The sequence below is a fragment of the Carnobacterium sp. CS13 genome (genome assembly GCF_016653495.1).
Classification (GTDB): Bacteria; Bacillota; Bacilli; order Lactobacillales; family Carnobacteriaceae; genus Carnobacterium_A; species Carnobacterium_A antarcticum.
In genome coordinates this window covers 1,791,019-1,815,807 of the sequence record NZ_CP067364.1, presented here as the reverse complement: position 1 = coordinate 1,815,807, position 24,789 = coordinate 1,791,019, and the positions used below count along the sequence as shown (strand labels likewise).

Here is a 24,789-nt window from a genome sequence, read left to right as displayed (position 1 = left end):
AGCTGCTATAAAAAAAGATTCGGATTTCTATTGCTTAAATTGTCAGAATATTCTATACTATGAAGCACTAAGCTAATTCTTATCTTATTCTAATAAATGTATCATCCGTTATTAAGGATTGGAAAAGCGAAAAATAGGGGGAAATAAAAATGAAAAAATTAGTTGTTGGGCTAGCAGCGCTAGCAGTATTTGCCACAGCATGTGGTGCTCAAGGAAGTGCGGATGATTCAGATACCATTAAAATCGGCGGTAATTTTGAATTGACCGGTCCGGTTTCTGCTTATGGAACTGCAGAATCGAATGGAGCTAAGTTGGCGATCAAAGAAATCAATGAAGCCGGCGGTGTTTTGGATAAGCAATTAGACTATATTGAACTAGATAATAAATCAGATACAACAGAGTCGGCTAGTATCGCAACAAAATTAGCTACACAAGAAAAAGTCTCAGTTATCGTTGGACCGGCCACAAGTGGTACGACCAAAGCAGCAACACCAGCAGTAACTAGAGCGAAAGTGGCGATGATCACGCCTTCTGGTACAGATGACGGATTGACATTAGACGATAATGGAAACGTTCAGCCATATGTTTTCCGGACAGGTTTCCAAGATTCATTCCAAGGAGTAGCGTTAGCAGAATTTGCTACGACTCACTTAGATTCTAAAAAAGCTGTGATTATCGGAGACAGTTCAAGCGACTATGCAATCGGATTAACCAAATCGTTTAAAAATTCTTATACAGGCGAGATTGTGGCTGATGAAAATTTCACAGCTGATGATACAGACTTTAACGCGATTTTAACTCGAATCAAGGACAAAGATTTTGATGTTATCTATATGCCAGCCTATTATGAACAAGCCGGTTTGATTATTAAACAAGCCCGCGAAATGGGAATTGAACAGCCGATTTTAGGAGCAGATGGTTTTAGTAACCAAGCGCTGCTTGACTTAGCAGGCGAAGAGAATGTGTCAAATGTCTACTATTCAGCTCATTTCTCTTTGAATAACGAAGAAAAAAATATTCAAGACTTTATTAAAGCTTACACAGACGAATACAAAACAGCTCCAGATGCTTTTTCGGCGTTAGCTTATGATTCGGTCTACCTAGCGAAACAAGGAATTGAAGAAGCAAACAGCAGCGACCCAGAAGAAGTGGTCAAAGCTCTTGAAGCTATTACCGATTTTCAAGGAGTTACAGGTAATTTTGCCATTGATGAAAACCACAATCCGGTAAAATCAGTTTTCGTTATTGAATTACAAGATGGAAAAGAAGTTGGCGGAACGGAAGTAGCGCCTAAATAATAAATGAGTGTAAGAGAGGTGTGAAGCTGATCGTAGCGTTGCACCTCTTGAATTTGTCAGAAAAGGGGAGCCTTATGGAAAATTTTATTCAACAACTCATTAACGGCCTGTCATTAGGCAGCATTTATGCGTTGATCGCACTGGGGTATACGATGGTTTATGGCATCATCAAGCTGATCAATTTCGCCCATGGAGAAATTTATATGGTAGGGGCCTTTGTCGGTTATGCAACGATCAATATTCTCCACTTAGGATTGATTCCTTCGTTGATTATTTCGATGGTTGTTTGTGCCATATTAGGAGCCATCATTGAAAGGGTCGCTTACAAACCTTTACGGAAGGCAACGCGAGTAGCGGCCTTGATCACTGCTATCGGTGTTTCGTTTTTAGTGCAAAACAGCATGATTTACCTAGTAGGTCCGCAAGTCAGAGCCTTTCCGCAAGTAATCACTAAAAAAGTTTACAATTTAGGTTCGATTCAAGTCAATCAAACACAAATCACTATTTTTGCGACGACGATCGTTTTGATGCTGGCCCTTCAGTTTATTGTTAAACAAACGAAGATGGGGAAAGCGATGCGAGCAGTTAGTACAGACGCTGACGCTGCTCGCTTGATGGGGATAAATGTAGACAATGTCATTTCATTTACGTTTATTCTTGGATCAGCACTGGCTGGCGCAGCGGGCGTATTAGTCGGAATGTATTACAATTCGATCGATCCTATGATGGGCGTTGTTCCTGGGCTGAAAGCTTTTATCGCAGCTGTTTTAGGCGGTATCGGCATTATTCCAGGTGCACTGCTTGGTGGATTTACGATCGGGATCATCGAAACGTTGATCAGCGGCTATGGCAGCTCGCTAGTTAAAGATGCTGTTGTGTATTTGATTTTGATTATTATTTTGATTGTAAAACCAACTGGATTATTAGGTAAGAATACGAAAGAGAAAGTGTAGGTGATAAAAATGAAGCAATTTAATAAAACAAATCTTGGCTGGCTCATTTTTATTGCAGTCGCCTTCCTTTTGATTCAATTTGGCGTTTCATTTGGCTTGATCGATGCTTTTTATGAGATCACCTTAATGACGATTTTGATCAATATCATTTTGGCAGCCGGATTAAACTTGATTATTGGATTCTCAGGTCAATTTTCGTTAGGGCATGCTGGGTTTATGGCGATCGGCGCTTATTGTACCGGCATTATGACGATCAAATTGCCAACACTTGTTGGGTTGTTTGCTGGTCTGTTATTGGGAATCATAGTGGCAAGTCTTGTAGCCTTAGTTGTTGGGATCCCAACACTTCGCTTAAAAGGAGATTATTTAGCTATTGCAACATTAGGGGTAGCGGAGATCATCCGTATCGCGATTTTGAATATGGGCAGTTTGACAAATGGAGCTGCTGGGTTAAGCGGGATTCCGTATTTGACCACTTGGCAACTGGCTTTCATTTTTGTGGTCGTGACGTTGGTCATCATCGTAAACTACATTAAAAGCAGTGCCGGACGTGCAACAGTTGCCATTCGCGAAGATGAGATTGCCGCGGAATCGATGGGGATCAACACAACAAAATTCAAAACCATTGCTTTTGTGATCGGTGCAGCAACAGCAGCTGTCGGTGGTGGACTGCACGCTTCTTATTTTAGTGTGATCCGTCCTGCCGACTTTACCTTTATGAAATCCATCGATATTTTGATCATCGTTGTATTTGGCGGATTGGGCAGTGTGACAGGGAGTGTCGTTGCCGCAATCGTTCTGGGAATCATTAATGTCTTTTTACAACCTTTTGGACAATTGCGTATGATTCTTTACTCGGTTGCCTTGATTGCGATCATGATTTTTAAGCCATCTGGTTTATTTGGAACAAAAGAATTTACCATTTCTGGCTTATTGAACCGCAAAAAGAAAGCATCTCCTAAGCAAAAGGAGGAACCAAAATGAGTTTATTGGAAGTAAAAAAATTAACTAAAAATTTTGGCGGATTAGCAGCAGTTTCAATGGTCTCTATGGAACTAGGGGACAATGAGTTAGTTGGCTTGATTGGACCAAATGGAGCAGGCAAGACGACCTTATTTAATTTATTGACGGGGGTCTATGAGCCGACTGAAGGCAGTATTGATTTAGCCATTAACGACAAACAAGAATCGTTGGTGGGCAAAAAAACGTATACCATTACCGATATGGGATTGGGAAGAACGTTTCAAAATATTCGGTTGTTTAAGGATTTGACCGTGTTGGACAATGTCTTGATCGCGATGCACGCTAAAAACAAAGTTGGAACAGTCGCTGCTTTATTTCGAACACCTGCTTTTTATGCTTCAGAACAAACCCTTAAAGCAGAAGCGATCAAGTTGTTGAAGATTTTCAACTTAGATACAAAAGTAAGCGAGTTGGCAAAAAACTTGCCTTACGGGGAACAAAGACGATTGGAGATCGTCAGAGCGTTGGCCACGAAACCGAAAATCTTGTTTTTAGATGAACCGGCTGCCGGAATGAACCCGCAAGAAACAGCTGACTTAACAGCTTTGATTCGTCAAATACAAAAAGATTTTAAGATCACCATTTTGTTGATTGAACACGATATGTCTTTAGTGATGAATGTGTGTGAACGAATTTACGTTTTGGAATATGGGCGGATGATCGCTCATGGAACTCCCAAAGAAATCAAAAATAATAAAGCGGTTATCAAAGCTTATTTAGGTGGTGATTAGGCATGTTGCAAGTAAAAAAACTGACAGTTCATTATGGAGTTATCCAAGCCACTAAAGAAGTGAGTTTTGAAGTCAACGAAGGGGAGATCGTTTCGTTGATCGGAGCTAATGGAGCTGGCAAATCAACGATTCTTAAAGCCCTTTCTGGATTGCATCGCCCAACTTCAGGAGAAATTCTTTATAAAGGACAACCGATCCAAAAAGAAACCACTAAAAAAATCGTTGAATTGGGTATTTCCCAAGTTCCCGAAGGCCGGCATGTTTTTGGCGGAATGAGTGTCTTAGAAAATTTGGAGATGGGCGCGTATTTGCGTAAAGATAAAAGCGAGATCCAGAAAGATTTGAAAATGGTGTTTGACCGTTTCCCGGTTTTAGGAGAACGCAAAAAGCAGGATACAGCTACTTTGTCAGGCGGCGAACAGCAAATGGTAGCGATGGGGCGTGCATTGATGTCGCGTCCGAAATTATTGCTGCTGGATGAGCCTTCAATGGGTTTGGCGCCGATTTTCATCAAAGAAATTTTTAACATCATTAAAATGATCAATGAACAAGGAACAACGATTTTGCTAATTGAACAAAATGCTAAAGTAGCCTTGGAAATAGCCCATAAAGGCTATGTTTTAGAAACTGGAAAAGTCGTTCAATCGGGTACTGGACAAGAGTTGTTAGCCAGTGATGAGGTTCAAAAAGCGTACTTAGGAGGGTAAAAAGGATGGATGTACAAAATTATATGACTTCGGAAGTGGTAACAGTTCCTGAAGATATGAAAGTTCTTGAAGCACTCGATATTATGAAAGAGCACAATTTTCATCGCTTGCCGGTTGTCAGAGATGGCCGGATGGTTGGATTGGTGACGGAAGAGATCGTTCAAGAAAACTCTCCATCAACAGCGACCAGCTTAAGCATTCATGAGATGAACTATCTGCTGACAAAAACGACTGTTGGCGACATCATGCAGACCAAAGTAACCACGATCGGAGCGGCTGATTTGCTTGAAGAAGCCGCAGAGAAGATGTTGGAAGAAGAAGTCGGAGTTTTGCCAGTTGTGGAAGACAAAGATAAGATCATCGGAATCATCACCGACAAGGACCTTTTTAGAGCCTTTATCGACGTCATGGGGTACAACAATAAAGGCAGCCGGATCGTCATTGATATTCCGGAAGACCACCCTGGTATCCTGGAAGACATTACCAATATTTTGGCCGAAGCAAAAGTCAGCATCAATCAAATCGCTGTTTACCGCAACGAGGATGTTACGCAAATCGTCTTGCAGATGGACAGCTCTAATACATCAGAGATCAAAGAAGTTTTAACGCGAGAAGGCTATACGGTCAGTTCAGCAACTTCTAAAGAACGAAAAGAATAGCAGGCAGATAGCCGGATACTTTCATTTTAATTAAGCATGAAATGAATGTATTCGGTTATTTTGTTAATACCTCTTATCATATCAGCCAAAGTCTGCTATGATGAATCTACATAGCACTTATTTAAAACGTATTTATCTGGGCAGCTTAAGAAGTAGAGGGCTTTTCAGTCTTTGTCGTTTTGCACATACCCAATTGGGCTAGTATTTATCAGAAATCAATGAACCACTCATTGGCTTTTGATACATGCTATAGCATAATAATTTACTACATAATGGAGGTATTCAAATGTTAGAAACGATTTATACAGAAAATGCACCAAAACCTATTGGTCCATACGCACAAGCCATTAAAGTCGGAGAGTTTGTTTATCCTGCAGGCCAAATCGGTGCAGATCCAGCAACAGGTCAACTAGTGGAAGGCAGTATTAAAGAGCAAGCAAAACAAGCTTTGTTAAACTTGTCTGCGGTATTAGAAGAAGCGGGTTCATCGTTAGATCAAGTGGTCAAGACAACTTGTTATTTGTCTACAATGGAAAATTTCCAAGAATTTAACGAAGCTTTCGGCGAACAATTTGCTGGCCACGAACCAGCTCGAACTTGTTTTGCGGTCCAAGAACTTCCTTTAAAAGCTCTTTGCGAAATCGAAGTTGTTGCTGTTGTAAAAAAATAACGGAGTGTGTAAAAAAGCGTTTAGACCCGAATCTTCTACCTCGCATACCGTATCCCTAAGCAGCTAAAGCTGCAAGGGCTAAGGCAACTGGAACGAATAAGCGCAGTATGGTCGTAGACCATCGAGCATTATATAGGAGCACTGTAGGCTAGCGCCTAAGTGTATCATGTCTGTACGTAGCTAAAGCTACAACAGCCATGACAAAGTGGACGTCGTGTCTGCTTTTTGAAGCACGTTCAAAAGTAAAAAAAGATTTTCTCTTAAAGAGAAAATCTTTTTTTGTTTAGTTGGCGATTAGTTGTTCCATTTTTCTCTCAGCGTATCCATGATTTCCATCACGTCATGTGTTAATTCAATAGAACTGTTATCTGTTTTTGTGCGAATCATTTCATTCATATGAGCAATCTCATAATTCAATGCTTGCAGCGTATCGCCCGCTTGAATTTTTTCGACAGTGCCGTCTGGATGAGTCAAAGTAGCTTCATCTGCTCTTGGGAAGTCAAGAACTGTTAGATAGCCATTTTCAAAAGCGACGATGCCTTGTTTTGGCATTTTAGCCCGGAAAGTAAAGGCTACAGTCGCTAATTCATCGTCAGCATTTTTCATGATAACATTCGCTTGTTCATCTACGCCTGTTTCAAAAAAATTCATTGTGGTTAAAATTTCTTTCGGCTGGCTTGATAAGAAGAAACGTGCGAAAGATAAAGCGTACGTTCCGATATCCAATAAAGCACCACCCGCTATTTCTTTATTGAAGAAACGATTTGTTGGATCAGCTTCTTTTAAACTGCCGAATGACACTTGGATCATTTTTAATTTGCCAAGTGAACCGGAAGCCATGATGTTTTTAAGTTTTTTGTACAACGGCATATGATAAATGGTCATCGCCTCTGCTAAAATCAATCCTTTTTCTTTGGCCAAAGCCATACCCGCTTCTAATTCGTGGTTATCTACCGTAATGGCTTTCTCACAAAGAACGTGCTTGCCGTGTTCCAAACTTTTTAGAATAAGATCTGCGTGATGGCTGTGAGGGGTTGCGATGTACACTACATCTACCTCTGGATCAGCAATCAATTCATCATAGCTGCCATAAGCTTTTTCAATACCGTGTTTTTCAGCAAATTCAGCGGCTTTCTCGATAGATCTTGAACCAGCTGCATAAAGTTTGGCATCTTCTGATGCGAACGTTGTCGCAAAACTAGAAGCGATATTTCCTAGACCTAAAATACCCCAGTTTAATGGTTTCATAATTTTCCTCCTCAATAAATTGCGTTTGTTTGGTAACTAAACCTTTCCTACTCCACTATTGTAGCAATGCCTTACTGTGAACACAATGGAAACCCTCGCAAGGTACCAAAACCGTTAAGGCTTTCTGGGAATTTGTAGTGCTAGGTTATAATTGGATGGGAAAAACGAAAGGGATTGCGTATATTATTTAGTACATAAGAAAGCAATAAAATTGCCTCTTATATAAAGTTACCGAGAGTAGTTAGTCATAAAATGTTAAGGCTTACAGTTGGCGTTTACACGTAAAGAGTGTAAAATAGAAGTAGCACTTATTCTTTTTATTATTCAATAGCAGAAAGGAGTTTTTATGATGCATGATGCACTTGTCCAAATCGTTTTGTATGCCATCAAAGAACAATATGTCAGTGAAAAAGCCTTTTATTCAACCCAATTGGAAATCACGCCGCAGAGTTGGGACCGTTGGAAAAAAGACGAGCAAGGTTTGAAACCTAAGAATATGCAAATCATTGCTAATCTATTTACCGATTATGAGTGGATGTTGGTTCAAAAAGTGATGAGAAACGCAACGTTTTTCCCAGAAGTTGAAGCCAATCCCGTTGCGGAGTATTTGAATATCAAATTTCATGTGGCTAAAAAATGGGTGAATAGTGGGTCAGCTGAATTAGCTTTCCAGAATGAAAATGCTGAAGAACGGGAAGATTACCACCGGAAATCGACGAGCACAGTGTTGCGTATTGAGATGAATTATGATTTCTGGAGTTACAAAGACCGGATCGAACTTCGTTTGCCAGGTATTATCCAGCAGCAAATAAAAACCGAAAAACAAGATCTGCTCGAATGGTTCAAAGAAAATATCGAAGAAACGTATAAAGTAGAATAAATCAAAAACGCTATCTAGAAGGAATTCTTAGATAGCGTTTTTTAAGTTAAAGGATTATTTTTAAATCACCGGGTTTTAAAACGCCCAGCTGAATCAATAAAGGTTTGCACAACAGGCTCAATAAAGCGGGAACAAGCAACACGACCAACAGATACAATAGGGTAGCGGTGAATCCTTGTGAAGCCGCAATAGCAAACGGTGCAACCAAAGCACATAAACCCATGCCGGCTATCTCTGCGGAAGCGGTCAAGCCAAAAACCAACACGCCGATTGGTGCTAAAATAGTGCCCATTAGTAAAGGAAAGAGGGCGACTTTAGGGTTTCGGATCACATTAGCGGTTTGTAATTTCGGTGTGATGATGAGTTGGCCTAAGAAATTGCCAGCATCATTTTCTTTCAAACTTAAAAAAGCAAAAACCGTAAATTGGACGCTGCACCCGATCAACGCGGCTGCACCTGCTGCGCCGTCTAATTGTAAGGCTAAAGCAATGGCTGCTGAAGAAGCTGGCGATAAAATCAAAATTCCGAAAATTAAGCCCAATACCATAGAAGACAATAGAGGGAAACCATCTACCGAAGAAGTAATCAGCAGGGAAACTTGGGTCAACAAGTAACTGATCGGCTGCGCCAATAGGTACCCAAGCAATCCTCCAATCAAGACACTGCAAAATGGGATAAGAACCATATTAAATCGTGTCTTATTAAATAAAAATTTGCCCACTAGCAAAGCAGCGCCGATCGCGACCAAAGCCCCTACAGGTTCGCCGCTTTTTAATGAAACAGCTCCGTCGACGATCGTATAAGCTCGTCCGCCAACGACACCTGCTGCAACAGCACTTAGCATAGACAAGATATCCACTTTCAAATAATACGCAATTCCGATACCCAATCCAGGTATCATCAATGTTTTTGTGACGGATCCAATCGTTACAAGAGCGATTGATCCTGTTAGTTCTCCAATGGTTTGAAGCAGCAGCCCAATACCTAAAGTCACGACGATGGCGGCGGCAATTCCTTGAGAAACTTTGTACAAGTTCTCCGTAATATTCTTTCTTTTCACTTTTTGTCCCTCCAAATGAAACAATTTTTTGTGACCATGATAGCTATTAATGGTATTATAGGTTATGGAAAATAAAAGTGCACACTTTTCTAAAAAGCCAAGGCTCTTTTTTCGCAAATTTTGAACAGATTGGGGCTTTACAACATGTATAAAAAACTTTCAGTGTTTCTTGTATCTTTAGGTTTATTAGGAGGATGCAGTGTAGCCAATGGCATTGTAACAGACACTACTCAAAAAATCACCACTACCCTATCGGCTTCCAGATCATCTTCTGAAAAGACACTAACACCTGAAGAAGAGCAGCAACTAAAAGAAGAAAAAGAACATCAAGCGATAATGAATGAGCTTCCAGAAGTTTCAACAACTGACTGGAATTTAGATTTAGTTAATAACTGGACGCCAATCGACCAAGATATCACTATTCCACTAACCACATTGCCAAACGGATATATGATCGATGAACGAATGAAAGACGCTTATGACGATTGGATGTCGGCCGCTTCTGAAGCCGGTTATGAAATCGTGTTGGTTTCCAGCTTTCGCTCAGTAGACTTGCAGCAAACAAATTACGACAGCAGCATTCAACGGTATATTGACCAAGGTCATTCTGCAGAAGAAGCTAAAAAAATGACTGAAGATTATATTGCCATTCCTGGAGGCAGCGAACACCATACAGGTCTAGCAATCGATATTGTAGACGCTGATTGGTTGAGTACGGGTAAAGGTTTGATTCCTGAATACGATACTCAAGAGTCGCAACACTGGTTAGTCGATACAATGGCTGATTATGGTTTTGTTTTGCGGTTTCCACAAGGAAAAGAAGATGAAACCGGCATTGAATACGAATCTTGGCATTTTCGCTATGTAGGCGTTGATAATGCCCGCTATATGGAAAAATATCAATTGACACTCGAAGAATACATTGATTTATTAGAAGAAGCAGGCAAATAACTTTAGTTAAATAAGGAATGAAAGCAAGAGGACTAGAAAGGCGGAGTAACGTGGCATCAAAAAAACAAAAAAAGCAGTACCCGAAGAAATATCCGATGAAGAAAAATGTTAAAAAACCGTTTCAATTGTCGCCTAGTTATATTCTGTTCAGCCTATTCTTGATTGTGTTCATTTTTTTCGGCACGCTGGTTTTTTTAAGCGCCCGTAACTCATCTTCTTCCACTAATGGTTCTTCTGATTCCGGTAGCGAGGAACAACAGTTCATTGTACAAACAGCAGAATACGCTCAAACATTAAAAGAAGAATATGGGGTTTTGCCAAGCATCAGTGTAGCACAAGCGATTCTGGAATCGGATTGGGGCAGAAGCGAGTTGTCTGTAAAAAACAATAATTTTTATGGCATCAAGGGCAGCAACCCAGACCAGACAGTGATGATGAATACCAAAGAATTTGTAGACGGTAAGTGGATCGAGATCGAAGCTCCATTTAGAAAATACGCTAGCTGGCAAGAATCCATGGACGATCACGCTAAATTATTTGCTAATGGAACAACTTGGAATCCAGATCAATACGCTAGTGTTTTAGCTGCTGATGATTATAAAGAAGCTGCTTACGCTTTAGAAACAAGCGGATATGCAACCGATCCGGATTATCCTGTAAAGCTGATTCGGCTAATTGAAGAGTTTGATTTACATCAGTATGATTGACCAATCATACTGATTTATTTTTGTTCAAAGCCTAGCTAAGCTTACGAAAATTCGGTAAACTATCACTAGAGGAATTCAAATCACAAGGGGGCAAGAAAATGAGCGAATCAACCAAAAAAAATATACCTAAAATCACAACGGATTTAAGAAGAGATTATGTGGCTGTACCAGAAGTGATCCGAAAAGCGAGTGGAATCGTCATTAATGGAAAGCGGTTTAGATCTCTGATATTTACAACAGATATCGCGATCATTATGAACAATGATGCAGATGCAGTTATTGCGGTATACCCGTTTACACCACATCCAGCAATCATCAACGGCATTACGACTGTTGCCAGCATGCCCGTTTTAGCAGGTGTGGGCGGAGGGTTGACGCATGGTCACCGTTCTTCCAATATCGCGTTATTCGCAGAAGCTCATGGGTGTATTGGGGTTGTATTGAATGCTCCTACGCCGGTTGATACCATTAGAGAAGTCAATGAAACGGTCGATGTTCCTATCATTTGGACAGTGGTTTCAGAGTTCACAGATATTCAAGAAAAATTAGACGCAGGGGTCGATATCATAAATATCAGCGGAGCAGCCAATACCGCTCATATTGTCCGAGAAATTCGAAAACATTACCCCGAGCTGCCCATTATTGCGACTGGCGGACCAACGGAAGAGAGCATTCTTGAAACGATTGAAGCAGGTGCAAATGCGATTACATATACACCACCAAGCAACGGTCAATTATTTAGTAAAAAAATGAAAAAATACCGCCATCAAGAAGAAGATGCTTACGACGAAGAACACAAAGGCAAGTAGCAGACCAACCGTTTAAGCATCTCGTCTCATATCACCGTAACCAACATAAGTCAGCAGCTGAAAAAAACGGTTTACCGTCTATTCAGCTGCTAAGGAGATTTGTTTCATTAAAAGGAGGACTAACATGAACACCGCAAAACGCAATCAGAAGAATACTCGATTTTGGGTAATCATCATCGCTGTCGTACTTGTTGCAGCCGTAATTGGCGGAGGGACTGGTTATTATTTCTGGGCTAAAAACCGTGATGAAAAAGCTGCACAAGCGACAGTCGCTGCTTACGTTGCTGCTGTAGAAAAGCAAGACTATTCGGCAGTGAGTCAAATGGTTTCAGAATCTTCTCTAAAAGACATCAATTACACTAAAGAAGCTATGGTAGAACGTTACGAAACGGTCTATGGAGGAGTCGGAGCAGCGAATTTGACGGTAAAAGACTTGAAAGTAGCTTTAAATGATGCCAAAGACCAGTATGCTATTTCTTATACGGTTCAAATGGAAACGTCATTGGGACGATTAGACGATCAGGATTTTGCCACGACTATGAGCAAAGTAGAGGGAGACTATCAATTAGATTGGACCACGCAATTGATTTTTCCAGATTTGGAACCCAATGACAAAATACGCTTAACAACTTCAGCTGGCGAACGAGGCGATATTTTAGCCGCAGATGGTACACCGCTTGCCACAGAAGGACAAGTATGGGAAGCCGGCATGCATCCTGTAGCTTTAGGAGAAGGCGAAGAAAAAACAGCTCAGTTGAAAAAAATCAGCGAAACATTCGATGTGCCAGTCGAACAGCTGGAAACCAGTTTGGCTGCAGAATGGGTGACCACAGATAGTTTTGTGCCGTTCAAAGTAATCAGCGACAATGACACGCCTGAACTTGCAGGAGTTCTTTACCAAGAAAAATCGATGCGGAATTACCCGCTAAATGAAGCAACAGCACACTTGATCGGCTATGTTGGCGCGGTTTCGGCAGAAGATATTGAAAAAGATCAGACCCTTCAAGAAGGCGATACGGTCGGAAAATCAGGATTGGAAGCTACTTTCGATAAACGATTGCGTGGCCAAAAAGGCGGACGAATCGTGATTAATGATGAAAGCGATACGCTGAAAAAAGTTATGCAGGAATCCGAAGTAGAGAATGGGGAAGACATCACGTTAACGCTGAATGCAGACCTCCAACAAGCGGCGTTTGATCAATTAGAGGGAGAAAGCGGCTCAGCTGTTTTTCTCGACCCAATAGATGGCAGTCTATTAGCGCTCGTGAGCACTCCTTCTTATGATGCTAACTTGATGACGGCTGGTATCAGTTCTGAAGAATACCAAGCCTATGCTGACGATCCGGCTAGTCCTTTCTTAGCCCGTTATGCAGCTGGATATGCACCTGGCTCTACCTTTAAAGTCATCACCGGCGCCATTGGTTTAGATGCTGGCATCACTATGCCAGAAAAAACACATGAAATCGATGGGCTGCAATGGCAAAAAGATTCGTCTTGGGGCGATCATTTCGTAACGCGCGTTAGTGCTACACCAGTAGTGAACTTAGAAGATGCGCTGGTTTATTCCGACAATATTTATTTTGCCCAAGAAGCATTGGAAATGGGACAGAAAACGTATGAAGCCGGCTTAGCGAAATTTATTTTTGGCGAAGAGCTGAACTTGCCGATCGCTATGAATGAAGCGCAAATATCTAATGACGGAAAATTGGCATCAGATGTTTTATTAGCGGACACTGCTTATGGACAAGGACAACTGTTAATGAATCCGATCCAACAAGCCGTTTCGTATACGCCTTTTGCAAATGAAGGAAAACTGGTTTACCCTAAATTAATGGCTGATCAATCAACGGCCGAACCTAAAGAAGCGATAACCGCTGAAGCTGCTCAAATCATTAAAGACGATTTGATCCAAGTAGTGGAAAATGTGAATGGAACAGCCCACAGTTTAGCTTCTATCAATCAAAGCATTGCAGCTAAAACAGGTACTGCCGAAACAATAGAAGGCCAAACATCAGAAGATGAAGCAGAGACCAATGGCTTCTTATTGACTTTTGATGCAGAAAACAGCAGCTATTTAATGGTCGCGATGATCGAAGGAAAATCCAGCGGAGACGTTACTAAAGCAATGAAACCAGTTTTAGAACAAATGGACACATTGCTTCCTTAAATATCCCTATTACAAGACGACAAGATGAGCAGATTGCTATCGGATTCAAATTATGGTATCTTTTATTAATTGAAAAACACACTATTTAGAAGGAGACAACGCTTTATGAATTCAGACCCCGACAGTCAGTCGATGTTAGGACAGATTTTACTCATAGTTGCTTTAACAGCAATCAACGCATTTTTCGCATCTGCAGAAATGGCTTTTGTATCTTTAAATCAAGGGAAAGTAAGAGAAAAAGCCGCACAAGGCGACAAAAAATCCATTAATATTTTGAATCTGCTATCTGATTCGGATAATTTTTTAGCAACGATTCAAGTAGCCATCACGTTAGCTGGATTTATTTCAAGTGCCTCGGCCGCTACTAGTTTTGCTACTCGTTTAGAACCTTATTTAACAGCCGTACCAGGGGGAAAACAGTTAGCTGTGGTAGTCGTAACTATCATTTTGTCTTACATTACTTTGGTATTTGGCGAGTTGTATCCTAAACAAATCGCTTTGCAAAAAGCGGAAGAAGTAGCAGGCTTTACTGCTGGTACGATTCGAGTCGTTCAAGTAATCGCGACCCCTTTTGTAAAGCTGCTTTCATTATCGACTAATTTATTGAAAAAAATAACACCGATCGATTTCTCGAAAAAAGAAGAAAAAATGACTCGTGACGAATTCCGTTCGTATTTGGAAAACAGTCAAAAAGAAGGAGCCATTGATATTGAACAATTTTCGATGTTAAAAGGTGTTTTGTCGATGGATACAAAAATGGCTAGAGAGATCATGGTGCCTCGAACAGATACGTATATGATCGACTATGAGGATGGGAATGAACGAAACATCCCTTTACTATTGGATTGCACATATTCGCGTGTGCCCGTTTATAAATCAGATAAAGACAATATCATTGGAATCATCCATGTAAAGAACCTATTGAAAGCTTCCAGACATACAGCATTAGCTGAGATCGACCTCAAAGAGTTGTTGAATCCTCCGCTCTATGTGCCGGAAACGATTTTTATGGATGATCTGCTGTATGAATTAAAACGGACGCGCAATCAAATGGCGATTTTGAATGATGAGTATGGCGGTGTAGTCGGAGTGGCTACGCTTGAAGACTTATTGGAAGAAATCGTTGGCGATATTGATGATGAATACGATGAAACCTATAATATGATTGAACAGCTCACCGAAGATCGTTACTTGGTGGACGGTTCTACACCTCTTTCAAAATTCAACGAGTTTTTTGAAACAGAAATCGAATCCAATGATGTAGATTCGATTGCCGGCTTTTTCATTATGGAATACGGCAGTATCCCTAATGTAGCAGAAAAAGCAGTGGTTAATTATGCAGATTATATTTTTACTTCAAATCAAATTGAAGGTTCCAGATTGGTGAACCTTTTTGTTGAACGGATCAATAAAGACGAAACCATCGAAGCTTAAATTTAAAATGATCTGGCAAAAAAGACTGATACAGTTCTTTTTTGCCAGATTATTTAGATTCTATCATTTTTTAGTACTTTTCAGAAGAAATAAAGAATTAGAACGTTCCGATTCTATTAAAGGGTTTTGCGTACCTTAAGTCGAGTCTTACCGTGCAGTTAAGGCCCGCATTCTGGTTTTGCGTACCTTAAGCTCAGTCTCATTGTACAGTTAAGGTCCGTATCCTAGTTTTGCGTACCTTAAGACTGCTTTTCCATCCTTCATATGGCACACAACCGTGTTTAGTACTAACCTGATCGGACCTTTTCGGCCGCAGCCGAAAAGACCCTTTTTAAAAGATGCTCATCTATAGATAGGATCAGTCTATTCGTTTTTAACGCAATCCTAGTAAATAAAATGAATATATTCTATGATCTTGAATTTTTTTGCTAAAAGCGAACATTGCATCATTTAATAATATTAAAGTTCATGTTAATTAAGAATTAGATTAGAATTCGATGAAGATGATTGACGATTTCAAAGGAAAAGCGTATATTCTTAATTACAACAACTTATATAATGCCAAAATATGGTTGGCAAGTTTCTACCCAGTACCGTAAATGCTGGACTATAAGTAGGGAAAACAAACAATTTGAATGTCTTTTATTCAATGGTCTTTTTTTCTTTGCTTAGGAACGGATAAGCGAAGAAAAAAGGCCATTTTTCTTTTGCTGTGAAGTTCCGAGAAAATATAAAGAATGCTGAAAAAGGAAGGTTGGATAAAATGAAATTATTGGAAGAACGTATTTTAAAAGATGGAACTGTCTTAGGAAAAGATGTATTAAAAGTAGACAACTTTTTAAACCACCAAATCGATCCGGTATTGATGCAAGAACTGGGCAATGCTTTTGCTGATTATTTTGCAGATCGAAACATCACCAAAATTTTAACGGTGGAAACATCTGGAATTGCTCCAGCCGTTTTTGCTGGTCTGGCTTTAGGAGTGCCGGTCGTTTTTGCGCGTAAGCACAAAAGTTTGACACTGACAGACAATTTATATTGTGCCAGCGTTTATTCTTTTACTAAAAACACAACAAATGAAATTGCGATTTCAAAAAACTTTTTATCTTCTGAAGACCACGTTCTTTTGATCGATGATTTCTTAGCTAATGGGCAAGCAGCTACAGGCTTGATCGATATTTGCCAACAAGCCGAAGCTTCGATCGCCGGTATCGGCATCGTGATTGAAAAATCTTTCCAAAGAGGGCGTCAAGAACTGGAAGCTCAAGGATTTGATATTCTTTCTTTAGCACGAATACGTGCTTTTGAAAATGGAATTGTTCAATTTGTCGAAGAAGAGGGGAGCCGTTAAGATGTTAACAAATGGGAAAGCCGCAGCTTTAGGTTTACAGCATGTATTGGCAATGTATGCAGGTGCCGTTTTAGTGCCGCTGTTGATTGGTGGAGCTCTAGGATTCAACTCTGAACAAATGACGTATTTGGTTTCAATTGATATCTTTATGTGTGGTGTGGCTACGTTGCTGCAATTATTTGTTAACCGTTACTTTGGCATTGGCTTACCCGTTGTTTTAGGGTGTGCTATGCAAGCTGTATCGCCATTGATTTTGATAGGTTCCACTGATGGCATTGGCGCGATGTACGGCTCCATCATTGCTTCAGGAATCTTCATTCTTTTATTCGCAGGTGTCTTTTCTAAAATCAAACGCTTCTTTCCGCCAGTTGTGACAGGTACTGTCATCACGGTGATCGGGTTGACTTTGATCCCAGTTGGAATTGAAAAAATGGGCGGAGGCTCCAGATTAGCCGCTGACTTTGGGTCGATGCGTTATTTATTTTTAGCTTTTCTGACGATCGCTATCATTCTGGGAGTGCAATTGTTTGCTAAAGGCTTTATTCGCTCTTTAGCGATCATTGTCGGCTTGATCAGCGGAACAGCTGTTGCTGCTATCATGGGAATGGTCAGCCTTTCTCCTGTTGCTGCCGCTTCTTGGTTTCACGTACCGCAACCCTTTTATTTTGGAGCACCTGTTTTTGAATGGTCTTCTATTTTAACAATGATTTTGATTGCCCTAGTCAGCATGGTTGAGTCGACCGGTGTTTATTTTGCGCTAGGAGAGGTAACCGATAAAAAAATCGAAGAAGACGATTTAAAGCGCGGGTATCGTGCAGAAGGATTGGCGATCATTTTAGGCGGTATATTCAATACTTTCCCTTACACTGCTTTTTCACAGAACGTCGGCTTAGTGCAAATGTCAGGAATCCGGACACGTAAACCGATTTACTATGCGGCTGGTTTTTTGATGGTACTCGGGTTGGTACCTAAAATCGGCGCTTTCGCTACCATTATTCCTGAGCCTGTGTTAGGAGGCGCCATGATGGTTCTTTTCGGAATGGTAGCCACTCAAGGAATGAAAATGTTAGGCCGTGTTGATTTAAACCAAGATGGAAACTTGATGATCGTAGCTGTCTCGCTTGGTCTAGGATTAGGCGTTACGGTTATACCAGAATTGTTTTCCGCTCTGCCGGCAGCAGTTCAAACCTTTACTGGAAACGGAGTGGTGGTTGCCAGTCTCACAGCCATTATCTTAAATATTGTTGTTCACCGCGGACATGAAGAAACTGTCGCTGAACTTCAAAAAGCTCCAACGAAAACGAATGTGCAAGAAGCTCTCTAAACGAGTTTAAGCGGAAGAAGCCAGGACCGGTTCATGAAATGGTCCTGGCTTTTTTTGTTTAATCAACAGTCAGAATATTGAGCAAGGTTTTTCTTGCTATTTGCATAAAGTTTGTTAGGCTTATAGGGAAATAAATTATTCACTACACTCAACACTGAAGGGGTCTTTTTATAAATGGAAACGAATATAGGGTTTTTAGCGTTAATTTTTGTCATCAATTTAGCTTATGTTGCACTGAACACGATTCGTTTTATGTTGACTATGAAGGGGTATCGACTGGTGGCTCCGCTTGTTTCGATGGTTGAGATCACGATTTATGTGGTGGGTCTAGGCTTAGTGCTTGATCGTTTGGACAACTTTTGGAATATTGCTGCTTACGCTATAGGATATGGCGTAGGAATCGCGGTCGGAATTCGAATCGAAGAATACTTAGCACTCGGCTACATTATGGTGACGGCAATTGTACCGGATATCAAAAGCGATATTCCTGAAAAATTGCGTCATCTTGGATATGGAGTCACCACAAGTTTTGCTTTTGGCCGAGAAGGCGACCGGTTAGTCTTAGAGATTTTGACCACTCGGAAATCAGAACGCAAATTATACAAACAAATCAATGAAATCGAACCAAAGACATTTGTTATTTCGTATGAACCGAAGTACATCAATGGCGGATTTTGGACCAAAAAAGTAAAAAAACGAAAAATTGCTTTAAAAAAATGGAGCGAAGCACAAAACACAGCAGAAAGCGAAAAAGAATAGGAAGGCTGGACCATGACAGATACCGCATTTACTGCTAAACTAGAATGAAGAAGAGAAAAAATAAATCGTATTAGAAAGTAGTGATGATCTTGCCTCATTTAATCGTTCCTGGAAAAACTATCGGTATTATTGGCGGCGGACAATTAGGCCGCATGATGACTCTGGCAGCCAAGCAGCTGGGGTATCGCGTCGGTGTGCTAGATCCTGAAGCGGATTGTCCGACAGCACAAGTAGCGGATTGGCAAATTGTCGCCAAGTACGATGATCAAGAAGCACTGATGGATTTAGCCATGAAGTGTGATGTCTTAACTTATGAGTTTGAAAACGTAGATGCAGATATGATCGATAATATAGAAAAAACAGTCTCAGTCCCTCAAGGCAGCGAACTGTTATCGATCACTCAAGATCGTTTATTAGAAAAAGCTTACTTAGAAATGAACAACATTAATTTAGCTCCTTATGCTACGATCATCAGTTTGCAAGATATCGAAGAAGCCGTTGCTTCGATCGGTTTTCCATGCGTCTTGAAATCGATCCGCGGCAGTTCTGAAGGAAAAGGCCAGTACGTTCTTTATAGCGAAGACAATATAGCAGAATGCGAAGAGCTATTGAGATTTGGAACCTGTGTCTTAGAGGCTTGGATTCCTTTTGAACGAGAATTGTCGGTCATGATCATCCGAAACGAAGCGGGAGAAGTAGCTACATTTCCAGTAACTGAAAACATTTACCGCCGAAATATCTTGCATCAAAGTATCGTACCGGCCCGCATTCAAGATGAAGTAGCGGAAGAAGCCGTTCGGATCGCTGCAACGATTGCTGAGAGCCTGAATTTAGTGGGTTCATTAGGAGTGGAATTGTTTTTGACTTCGTCAGGAGCACTATACGTCAATGAGCTAGTGCCTAGACCGAACAATGCAGGACTCTACAGCATTGAAGCTTGTTCTATATCGCAATTCGAAGCTCATATCCGAACCATTTGCGGATGGCCTTTGCCAGAAATTGAATTGCATTCTAAAGCAGTGATAACCAATATTTTAGGTGAACACTTAGAAGGTGCAAAATTGCAGATTCAACTAAAACCTGATTGGCATTTTCATTATTATGGTAAAAAAGGAACCGTTAAAGGCCAAAAAATGGGACATATCACAGTTTTGACGGATGATATTGAAAAAACTTTAGCCACTATCAATGATACCGGCGTATGGGGATAGAAAGAGGGAAAAGAGCATGATCGAACGGTATACGAGACCTGAAATGGGAAAACTATGGACAGATGAAAATCGTTACAACACCTGGTTAGAAGTCGAGATTTTAGCTGCCGAAGCGTGGGCTGAGTTAGGCGAGATCCCAAAAGAAGAAGCAAAGAAAATTCGTGACCATGCAAGCTTTGATACCAAACGTATTTTAGAAATCGAAGCAGAAACGAGACACGATGTCGTAGCGTTTACGCGGGCTGTCTCTGAATCTCTGGGCGAAGAACGCAAATGGGTCCACTATGGATTGACCAGTACCGATGTTGTTGATACGGCATATGGGTATCAATTAAAACAAGTCAATGAAGTGCTGCGGCGGGATTTAACGAACTTTTTGGATATTCTGGGGGAAAAAGCTAAAGCTTACAAGTACACGGTAATGATGGGAAGAACGCATGGTGTACATGCTGAGCCGACCACATTTGGGCTCAAACTAGCTCTTTGGTATTCAGAAATGAAACGCAACATCGAACGTTTTGAACATGCGGCTGAAGGAATTGAAGCCGGGAAAATCAGTGGAGCGGTTGGAACGTTCGCCAACATACCGCCTTTTGTCGAAAAATACGTTTGTGAACAATTAGGAATTCGACCGCAGGAGATCTCAACCCAAATCTTGCCGCGCGATTTACATGCTGAATACGTCGCGACTCTGGCTTTGATTGCCACAAGCATTGAAAAATTTGCGACTGAGATCCGCAGCCTGCAAAAATCAGAAACTCGGGAAGTCGAAGAGTATTTTGCAAAAGGTCAAAAAGGCTCTTCAGCTATGCCGCACAAACGCAATCCCATTGGCTCGGAAAATGTGACCGGACTAGCACGGGTGATTCGCGGGCACATGCTGACAGCGTATGACAATGTCGTCTTATGGCACGAACGCGATATTTCGCATTCTTCAGCTGAACGAATCATTTTGCCGGACACAACGATTTTATTGGATTACATCTTGAATCGTTTTGGTCAGTTGATTCAGAATCTAACGGTGTTTCCTGAAAATATGAGACGCAATATGGATGCGACTTACGGCTTGATCTACAGCCAACGTGTGCTGTTGAAACTGATCGATAAAGGATTGAGCCGTGAACAAGCGTATGACTTGGTGCAGCCTAAAACCGCTGTTTCATGGGAAAGCCATATCCCGTTTCGTGATTTGTTAGAAGGCGACAGCGAAATCATGTCTAAATTAACGTTGGAAGATTTAGACGATGCATTCGATTACCGCTACCATTTAAAAAACGTGGATGAATTATTTGAACGAGTAGGACTTTAAAAAAATGCAACCGATGGCGTAGGGACCCACCCATAAGGGAACCTATGCCATTTTCTTCTATCAAAAATCAAGGGGGCTTTAAGGATGGGGAAAGCAAAATTAAAAGTGATAGCAGCCATGCTGATATTTGGAACAATCAGTTTATTCGTTAAAAATATCGCATTGGCATCGAGTGAAATAGCCTTGTATCGGGGGATACTGGGAAGTTTATTTTTATTGATGGTTTTGCTGATCAAGCGAGACAAAGTACCTTGGCCGCGTTTAAAGGAAAACAGAGTTCCGTTGCTGCTTTCTGGAGCAGCTATTGGTTTTAATTGGATATTGTTGTTTGAAGCGTATAAATACACTACCGTTTCCAACGCTACTTTAAGCTATTATTTCGCGCCGGTATTCGTTATGCTGGCTTCGCCTTTTATCTTCAAAGAAAAACTGACCGCAGTAAGAGTCGGCTGTATCCTGCTGGCTATGGTTGGGATGTATTTGATCGTCGGCAGAGGCACGGTAGGCGGAGAAGGGTTCAAGCATCCGCTTGGTATTTTGTATGGCATCGGAGCAGCGGCTTTTTATGCCTGTGTAGTGATTCTGAACAAGTTTTTGAAAGGTCTATCCGGCTTGGAAAGTACGATGTTCCAATTAATGATCGCTTCTTTAGTTTTAGCACCGTACATATTTATAACCGAAGGCTTTGATGTACTGGCTATTCCAAAAGTTTCTTTGCCCTATCTTTTGGTTTTAGGAGTCGTCCATACTGGTGTAGCTTATGTATTGTATTTTTCAGCCATGCAAGAACTGAAAAGCCAGACGATTGCAACGTTAAGCTATATTGATCCAATTTCAGCTGTCTTGGTTTCAGCATTATTCTTAAATGAAAACCTAACTCCTATTCAGCTGATTGGCGGGATCTTTATTTTAGGGTCTACTTTTATCAGTGAAAGCGGTCTGTTAGAACGAGACGGCATTAAAGTAAACCGTAAAGTAAAAAGCGAATGAGTCTAATAAGCATCCATTGAAAAATGGATTTCTTTTTTTTATTTTCAATCGATTGTTAGAAAACATAGTTTGGTAATAAAGACAAAAAAATTGAATTAGGCGTTTAAAACAAAAGTAAATATTGGTTAAAGCGAACTATTGTTAGTTAGTAAAGTAAATATGTTCGTTTTTAGGATTGACAGAAAGACAACTACTTGATAGAATAAGAGCGTATTGATAGGGGAGTAAACGGAACAAAGTCCGTAATTTCAACTTCAGCGACGTTTTGGATTTTGGAAAGTTCGAGACGGGGCAAAGCGGGCTCAAACTTGAAGAAGGCTTGCAAAGAATCTATAATCAAATAGAGCCAAAAAAGTTCAAAAATGTGAACAAAAGGTCTTAATGAAAAAAAGTGGGTGAAAAAATGCCGAAACCAAAAAATTTAGAGGAAACAGCGTATCGTTACATAAAAAACCAAATCCATGCAAGACAATGGCTGCCGCAAACACATATTACCGAACAAAGATTATCCAAAGAATTAGCCATCAGCCGTACGCCTGTCCGGTATGCTTTTCAACGCTTGCAAGCAGAGGGGTATTTAGAGATCGAGCCGCATAAAGGCGCACGGATCAAAGAACAACCAATCGATTCACGGGGCATCCAAGAACGGTTAGAATTTATTGAATTGTTTTTAGTGAATTATTTTCATTATTTACAAATCAAAGAACTAAGTATCCAAAATCACGGAATCGAAGAAATCTTAGCTGAGTTGTTGGCTGTTGCAGATGGGACGGAAAAAGAGTACATAAAGCAGGAGACCCGCTTCATTCATCAGCTGCTGACGTTGAGCAAAAATCGATTCTCTGCATCGCTTGTGATGGACACCATCCGAGAATTGCAGCTGCAAGAAGACCTTGATTACCGGGATTTAATGTACAAAAACCGAGAAGTTAAAAATAGACTATACCAAAAGATCGTGCTTTATTTAACAGCAGGAGAGTACGCATTAGCTAGAAAAGAAACACGGATCCTAATCAATCAATTAACGTTAAGTGTTATTCACGGCATGCAATAAACCAAGCGACTATCAGATGAAAAGAGGCTATTAAACAATGAAGAAAAAAGTTTATTTAAATCATGACGGCGGAGTAGACGATTTGGTATCGCTCTTCTTGCTTTTGCAAATGAAAGAGGTTGAGTTGATCGGTGTAGGCGTTATACCGGCAGATTGCTATTTAGAACCGGCTGTCTCAGCTAGCCGAAAAATCATCGACCGCTTTGGACACGGCGTCGCTATCGAAGTGGCGTCATCCAATTCACGCGGGAAAAATCCTTTTCCAAAAGAGTGGCGGATGCACGCATTTACCGTAGACGCTTTGCCGCTTTTAAACGAATTTGGTCCAGCAAAAACCAAAGAAGCGTCGCTTCCAGCCCATGAACATCTGATTGAAACACTGCGTTCAAGTGAGGAACCTGTGACCTTAGTGTTTATTGGCCCATTAACCGATTTAGCGCGAGCATTGGAATTGGCGCCAGATATTGAAGGGAAAATCGAAAAACTAGCTTGGATGGGCGGCACATTCTTAGACAAAGGCAACGTTGAGGAACCTGAGCACGATGGAACAGCGGAATGGAACGCTTTTTGGGATCCAGAAGCTGCTAAGTCGGTTTGGGACAGCAACATTGAAATCGATTTGGTAGCTTTAGAAAGCACAAATATGGTGCCGTTGACAATTGACACGCGGGAAGCGTGGGCGCGTCAAAGAACCGATATTGGAGTCGACTTTTTAGGACAAAGCTATGCCATTGTGCCGCCGCTCGTCCATGTCCATACCAATTCAACTTATTTCTTGTGGGACGTATTGACCACTGCGACTGTTGGAAAAGCGGATTTGGTCAAGCACAAAGTTGTCAAATCAATCGTTCATTCATCTGGTGTCAGTCAAGGAAAAATAGAAGAATCTGAACACGGACGTCCGGTCAATCTGGTTTATGAAGTCGATCGTAATGCCTTTTTCGATTACATCACCGATTTAGCTAAACAAGACGAAACTAATGAACTTTAGAAACAAATCTCGAACGGATAAAAAACGGATTTTTAACGAGATGGGAGCTTCTTGTCTTTTGGAATTCCATGAAAAAATAAGCTGAGACAGGATCAGCTAAAAATAAGAAAAAAGATGCTATTCATCAAACTGCTGATTCTAAAATCATTCGCAGTTTGATGAATTTTTTTAATCCGCAGTTCTTGACTATAGACTCTAAGGTTTTTCTTTACCCGTTTGATGGGTAAAAAAACACCTTTAACGGGTCAGTTCTTAATTTTCTTTTTAAAATGTAGTGCAAATGACTTGTAATAGTAATTAGTCCACAGAGAATGAGAAAGCGGAACAAACTATCGCCAAAAGGCTCCAATTTGTCCAGGAAATTAAGAACTAAATAAACAAGGCAATAAAAATCCACTAAAATACAACTCGCGAGATAGACCGCTCTGCAAGTGCCATAAAAATTTATTTTAAGAAGCCAATACGGCTCATTCCAGAACTGAAAGCAACAATCCTGCACCTCG

General features: G+C 40.8%; 23 protein-coding genes and 1 riboswitch. Of the genes, 21 read left to right on the top strand and 2 right to left on the bottom strand.

Going from position 1 to position 24,789, the window contains the following annotated elements:
* The first annotated feature begins 149 nt into the window (after positions 1-149).
* From JHE06_RS08610 to JHE06_RS08580, 7 genes are all read left to right on the top strand, one after another.
* Positions 150-1,298 carry an ABC transporter substrate-binding protein gene (locus JHE06_RS08610; RefSeq protein ID WP_201088528.1) on the top strand — a complete coding sequence of 383 codons (1,149 nt, stop codon included), beginning with the start codon at positions 150-152 and terminating at the stop codon, positions 1,296-1,298.
* A gap of 74 nt (positions 1,299-1,372) precedes the next feature.
* A complete protein-coding gene (locus tag JHE06_RS08605; protein ID WP_058918956.1) occupies positions 1,373-2,251 on the top strand; it encodes a branched-chain amino acid ABC transporter permease in 879 nt (292 codons plus the stop codon).
* Positions 2,252-2,260: 9 nt separating this feature from the next.
* Positions 2,261-3,235, top strand: coding sequence for a branched-chain amino acid ABC transporter permease (locus tag JHE06_RS08600; RefSeq protein ID WP_058920246.1), 975 nt, complete (start codon positions 2,261-2,263; stop codon positions 3,233-3,235).
* A complete protein-coding gene (locus tag JHE06_RS08595) occupies positions 3,232-4,005 on the top strand; it encodes an ABC transporter ATP-binding protein (protein WP_058918955.1) in 774 nt (257 codons plus the stop codon). Before JHE06_RS08600 ends, JHE06_RS08595 begins: the two co-directional genes overlap by 4 nt.
* A gap of 2 nt (positions 4,006-4,007) precedes the next feature.
* Positions 4,008-4,712, top strand: coding sequence for an ABC transporter ATP-binding protein (locus tag JHE06_RS08590; RefSeq protein ID WP_058918954.1), 705 nt, complete (start codon positions 4,008-4,010; stop codon positions 4,710-4,712).
* Between the two features lie 5 nt (positions 4,713-4,717).
* Positions 4,718-5,371, top strand: a complete 654-nt coding sequence (locus tag JHE06_RS08585) for a CBS and ACT domain-containing protein (protein ID WP_058918953.1) — start codon at positions 4,718-4,720, stop codon at positions 5,369-5,371.
* Between the two features lie 286 nt (positions 5,372-5,657).
* Positions 5,658-6,041: a Rid family detoxifying hydrolase gene (locus JHE06_RS08580; RefSeq protein ID WP_058918952.1), complete on the top strand. Its 384-nt coding sequence runs from the start codon at positions 5,658-5,660 to the stop codon at positions 6,039-6,041.
* A gap of 294 nt (positions 6,042-6,335) precedes the next feature.
* Here JHE06_RS08580 and JHE06_RS08575 read toward each other — a convergent pair whose 3' ends face one another.
* Positions 6,336-7,289, bottom strand: coding sequence for a Gfo/Idh/MocA family protein (locus tag JHE06_RS08575; RefSeq protein ID WP_058918951.1), 954 nt, complete (start codon positions 7,287-7,289; stop codon positions 6,336-6,338).
* Positions 7,290-7,638: 349 nt separating this feature from the next.
* Here JHE06_RS08575 and JHE06_RS08570 point away from each other — a divergent pair, with 349 nt between their 5' ends.
* Positions 7,639-8,169: a hypothetical protein gene (locus JHE06_RS08570; protein WP_058918950.1), complete on the top strand. Its 531-nt coding sequence runs from the start codon at positions 7,639-7,641 to the stop codon at positions 8,167-8,169.
* 46 nt (positions 8,170-8,215) lie between these two features.
* On the opposite strand, the gene JHE06_RS08565 is transcribed toward JHE06_RS08570, so the two are convergent.
* Positions 8,216-9,229 carry a PTS sugar transporter subunit IIC gene (locus JHE06_RS08565; RefSeq protein WP_201088527.1) on the bottom strand — a complete coding sequence of 338 codons (1,014 nt, stop codon included), beginning with the start codon at positions 9,227-9,229 and terminating at the stop codon, positions 8,216-8,218.
* Positions 9,230-9,373: 144 nt separating this feature from the next.
* Between JHE06_RS08565 and JHE06_RS08560 the strand changes: the two genes are divergently transcribed.
* From JHE06_RS08560 to JHE06_RS08500, 13 genes are all read left to right on the top strand, one after another.
* Positions 9,374-10,180: a M15 family metallopeptidase gene (locus JHE06_RS08560; protein WP_201088526.1), complete on the top strand. Its 807-nt coding sequence runs from the start codon at positions 9,374-9,376 to the stop codon at positions 10,178-10,180.
* Between the two features lie 50 nt (positions 10,181-10,230).
* Positions 10,231-10,887, top strand: a complete 657-nt coding sequence (locus JHE06_RS08555) for a glycoside hydrolase family 73 protein (RefSeq protein ID WP_236253487.1) — start codon at positions 10,231-10,233, stop codon at positions 10,885-10,887.
* Between the two features lie 98 nt (positions 10,888-10,985).
* A complete protein-coding gene (locus JHE06_RS08550) occupies positions 10,986-11,696 on the top strand; it encodes a hypothetical protein (RefSeq protein ID WP_058918948.1) in 711 nt (236 codons plus the stop codon).
* 124 nt (positions 11,697-11,820) lie between these two features.
* Positions 11,821-13,863, top strand: a complete 2,043-nt coding sequence (gene pbp4, locus JHE06_RS08545; protein WP_201088525.1) for a penicillin-binding protein PBP4(5) — start codon at positions 11,821-11,823, stop codon at positions 13,861-13,863.
* A gap of 105 nt (positions 13,864-13,968) precedes the next feature.
* A complete protein-coding gene (locus JHE06_RS08540) occupies positions 13,969-15,297 on the top strand; it encodes a hemolysin family protein (protein WP_058918946.1) in 1,329 nt (442 codons plus the stop codon).
* Positions 15,298-15,828: 531 nt separating this feature from the next.
* Positions 15,829-15,927: riboswitch (purine riboswitch) on the top strand.
* Positions 15,928-16,060: 133 nt separating this feature from the next.
* Positions 16,061-16,648, top strand: coding sequence for a xanthine phosphoribosyltransferase (locus JHE06_RS08535; RefSeq protein WP_058918945.1), 588 nt, complete (start codon positions 16,061-16,063; stop codon positions 16,646-16,648).
* 1 nt (position 16,649) lies between these two features.
* Positions 16,650-17,972 (top strand): nucleobase:cation symporter-2 family protein, encoded by a 1,323-nt coding sequence (locus tag JHE06_RS08530; RefSeq protein ID WP_058918944.1) that lies wholly within the window; start codon positions 16,650-16,652, stop codon positions 17,970-17,972.
* 174 nt (positions 17,973-18,146) lie between these two features.
* On the top strand, positions 18,147-18,731 hold the full coding sequence (locus JHE06_RS08525; RefSeq protein ID WP_058918943.1) for a DUF2179 domain-containing protein: 585 nt from the start codon (positions 18,147-18,149) through the stop codon (positions 18,729-18,731).
* Between the two features lie 83 nt (positions 18,732-18,814).
* Positions 18,815-19,942, top strand: coding sequence for a 5-(carboxyamino)imidazole ribonucleotide synthase (gene purK, locus JHE06_RS08520; RefSeq protein ID WP_058918942.1), 1,128 nt, complete (start codon positions 18,815-18,817; stop codon positions 19,940-19,942).
* A gap of 16 nt (positions 19,943-19,958) precedes the next feature.
* Complete coding sequence (purB, locus tag JHE06_RS08515; protein ID WP_058918941.1) at positions 19,959-21,251, top strand: adenylosuccinate lyase; 1,293 nt, start codon at positions 19,959-19,961, stop codon at positions 21,249-21,251.
* Positions 21,252-21,335: 84 nt separating this feature from the next.
* Positions 21,336-22,241, top strand: coding sequence for a DMT family transporter (locus JHE06_RS08510; RefSeq protein ID WP_058918940.1), 906 nt, complete (start codon positions 21,336-21,338; stop codon positions 22,239-22,241).
* A gap of 403 nt (positions 22,242-22,644) precedes the next feature.
* Entirely contained in the window at positions 22,645-23,295 is a 651-nt protein-coding gene (locus tag JHE06_RS08505) for a GntR family transcriptional regulator (RefSeq protein ID WP_201088524.1), read from the top strand.
* 37 nt (positions 23,296-23,332) lie between these two features.
* Complete coding sequence (locus JHE06_RS08500) at positions 23,333-24,286, top strand: nucleoside hydrolase (protein WP_201088523.1); 954 nt, start codon at positions 23,333-23,335, stop codon at positions 24,284-24,286.
* Positions 24,287-24,789 lie beyond the last annotated feature (503 nt).

Coding starts and splice junctions, on each gene's coding strand:
- JHE06_RS08610 (WP_201088528.1), top strand. CDS start 150: ATGAAAAAATTAGTTGTTGGGCTAGCAGCGCTAGCAGTATTTGCCACA.
- JHE06_RS08605 (WP_058918956.1), top strand. CDS start 1,373: ATGGAAAATTTTATTCAACAACTCATTAACGGCCTGTCATTAGGCAGC.
- JHE06_RS08600 (WP_058920246.1), top strand. CDS start 2,261: ATGAAGCAATTTAATAAAACAAATCTTGGCTGGCTCATTTTTATTGCA.
- JHE06_RS08595 (WP_058918955.1), top strand. CDS start 3,232: ATGAGTTTATTGGAAGTAAAAAAATTAACTAAAAATTTTGGCGGATTA.
- JHE06_RS08590 (WP_058918954.1), top strand. CDS start 4,008: ATGTTGCAAGTAAAAAAACTGACAGTTCATTATGGAGTTATCCAAGCC.
- JHE06_RS08585 (WP_058918953.1), top strand. CDS start 4,718: ATGGATGTACAAAATTATATGACTTCGGAAGTGGTAACAGTTCCTGAA.
- JHE06_RS08580 (WP_058918952.1), top strand. CDS start 5,658: ATGTTAGAAACGATTTATACAGAAAATGCACCAAAACCTATTGGTCCA.
- JHE06_RS08575 (WP_058918951.1), bottom strand. CDS start 7,289: ATGAAACCATTAAACTGGGGTATTTTAGGTCTAGGAAATATCGCTTCT.
- JHE06_RS08570 (WP_058918950.1), top strand. CDS start 7,639: ATGCATGATGCACTTGTCCAAATCGTTTTGTATGCCATCAAAGAACAA.
- JHE06_RS08560 (WP_201088526.1), top strand. CDS start 9,374: ATGTATAAAAAACTTTCAGTGTTTCTTGTATCTTTAGGTTTATTAGGA.
- JHE06_RS08550 (WP_058918948.1), top strand. CDS start 10,986: ATGAGCGAATCAACCAAAAAAAATATACCTAAAATCACAACGGATTTA.
- pbp4 (WP_201088525.1), top strand. CDS start 11,821: ATGAACACCGCAAAACGCAATCAGAAGAATACTCGATTTTGGGTAATC.
- JHE06_RS08540 (WP_058918946.1), top strand. CDS start 13,969: ATGAATTCAGACCCCGACAGTCAGTCGATGTTAGGACAGATTTTACTC.
- JHE06_RS08535 (WP_058918945.1), top strand. CDS start 16,061: ATGAAATTATTGGAAGAACGTATTTTAAAAGATGGAACTGTCTTAGGA.
- JHE06_RS08530 (WP_058918944.1), top strand. CDS start 16,650: ATGTTAACAAATGGGAAAGCCGCAGCTTTAGGTTTACAGCATGTATTG.
- JHE06_RS08525 (WP_058918943.1), top strand. CDS start 18,147: ATGGAAACGAATATAGGGTTTTTAGCGTTAATTTTTGTCATCAATTTA.
- purK (WP_058918942.1), top strand. CDS start 18,815: ATGATCTTGCCTCATTTAATCGTTCCTGGAAAAACTATCGGTATTATT.
- purB (WP_058918941.1), top strand. CDS start 19,959: ATGATCGAACGGTATACGAGACCTGAAATGGGAAAACTATGGACAGAT.
- JHE06_RS08510 (WP_058918940.1), top strand. CDS start 21,336: ATGGGGAAAGCAAAATTAAAAGTGATAGCAGCCATGCTGATATTTGGA.
- JHE06_RS08505 (WP_201088524.1), top strand. CDS start 22,645: ATGCCGAAACCAAAAAATTTAGAGGAAACAGCGTATCGTTACATAAAA.
- JHE06_RS08500 (WP_201088523.1), top strand. CDS start 23,333: ATGAAGAAAAAAGTTTATTTAAATCATGACGGCGGAGTAGACGATTTG.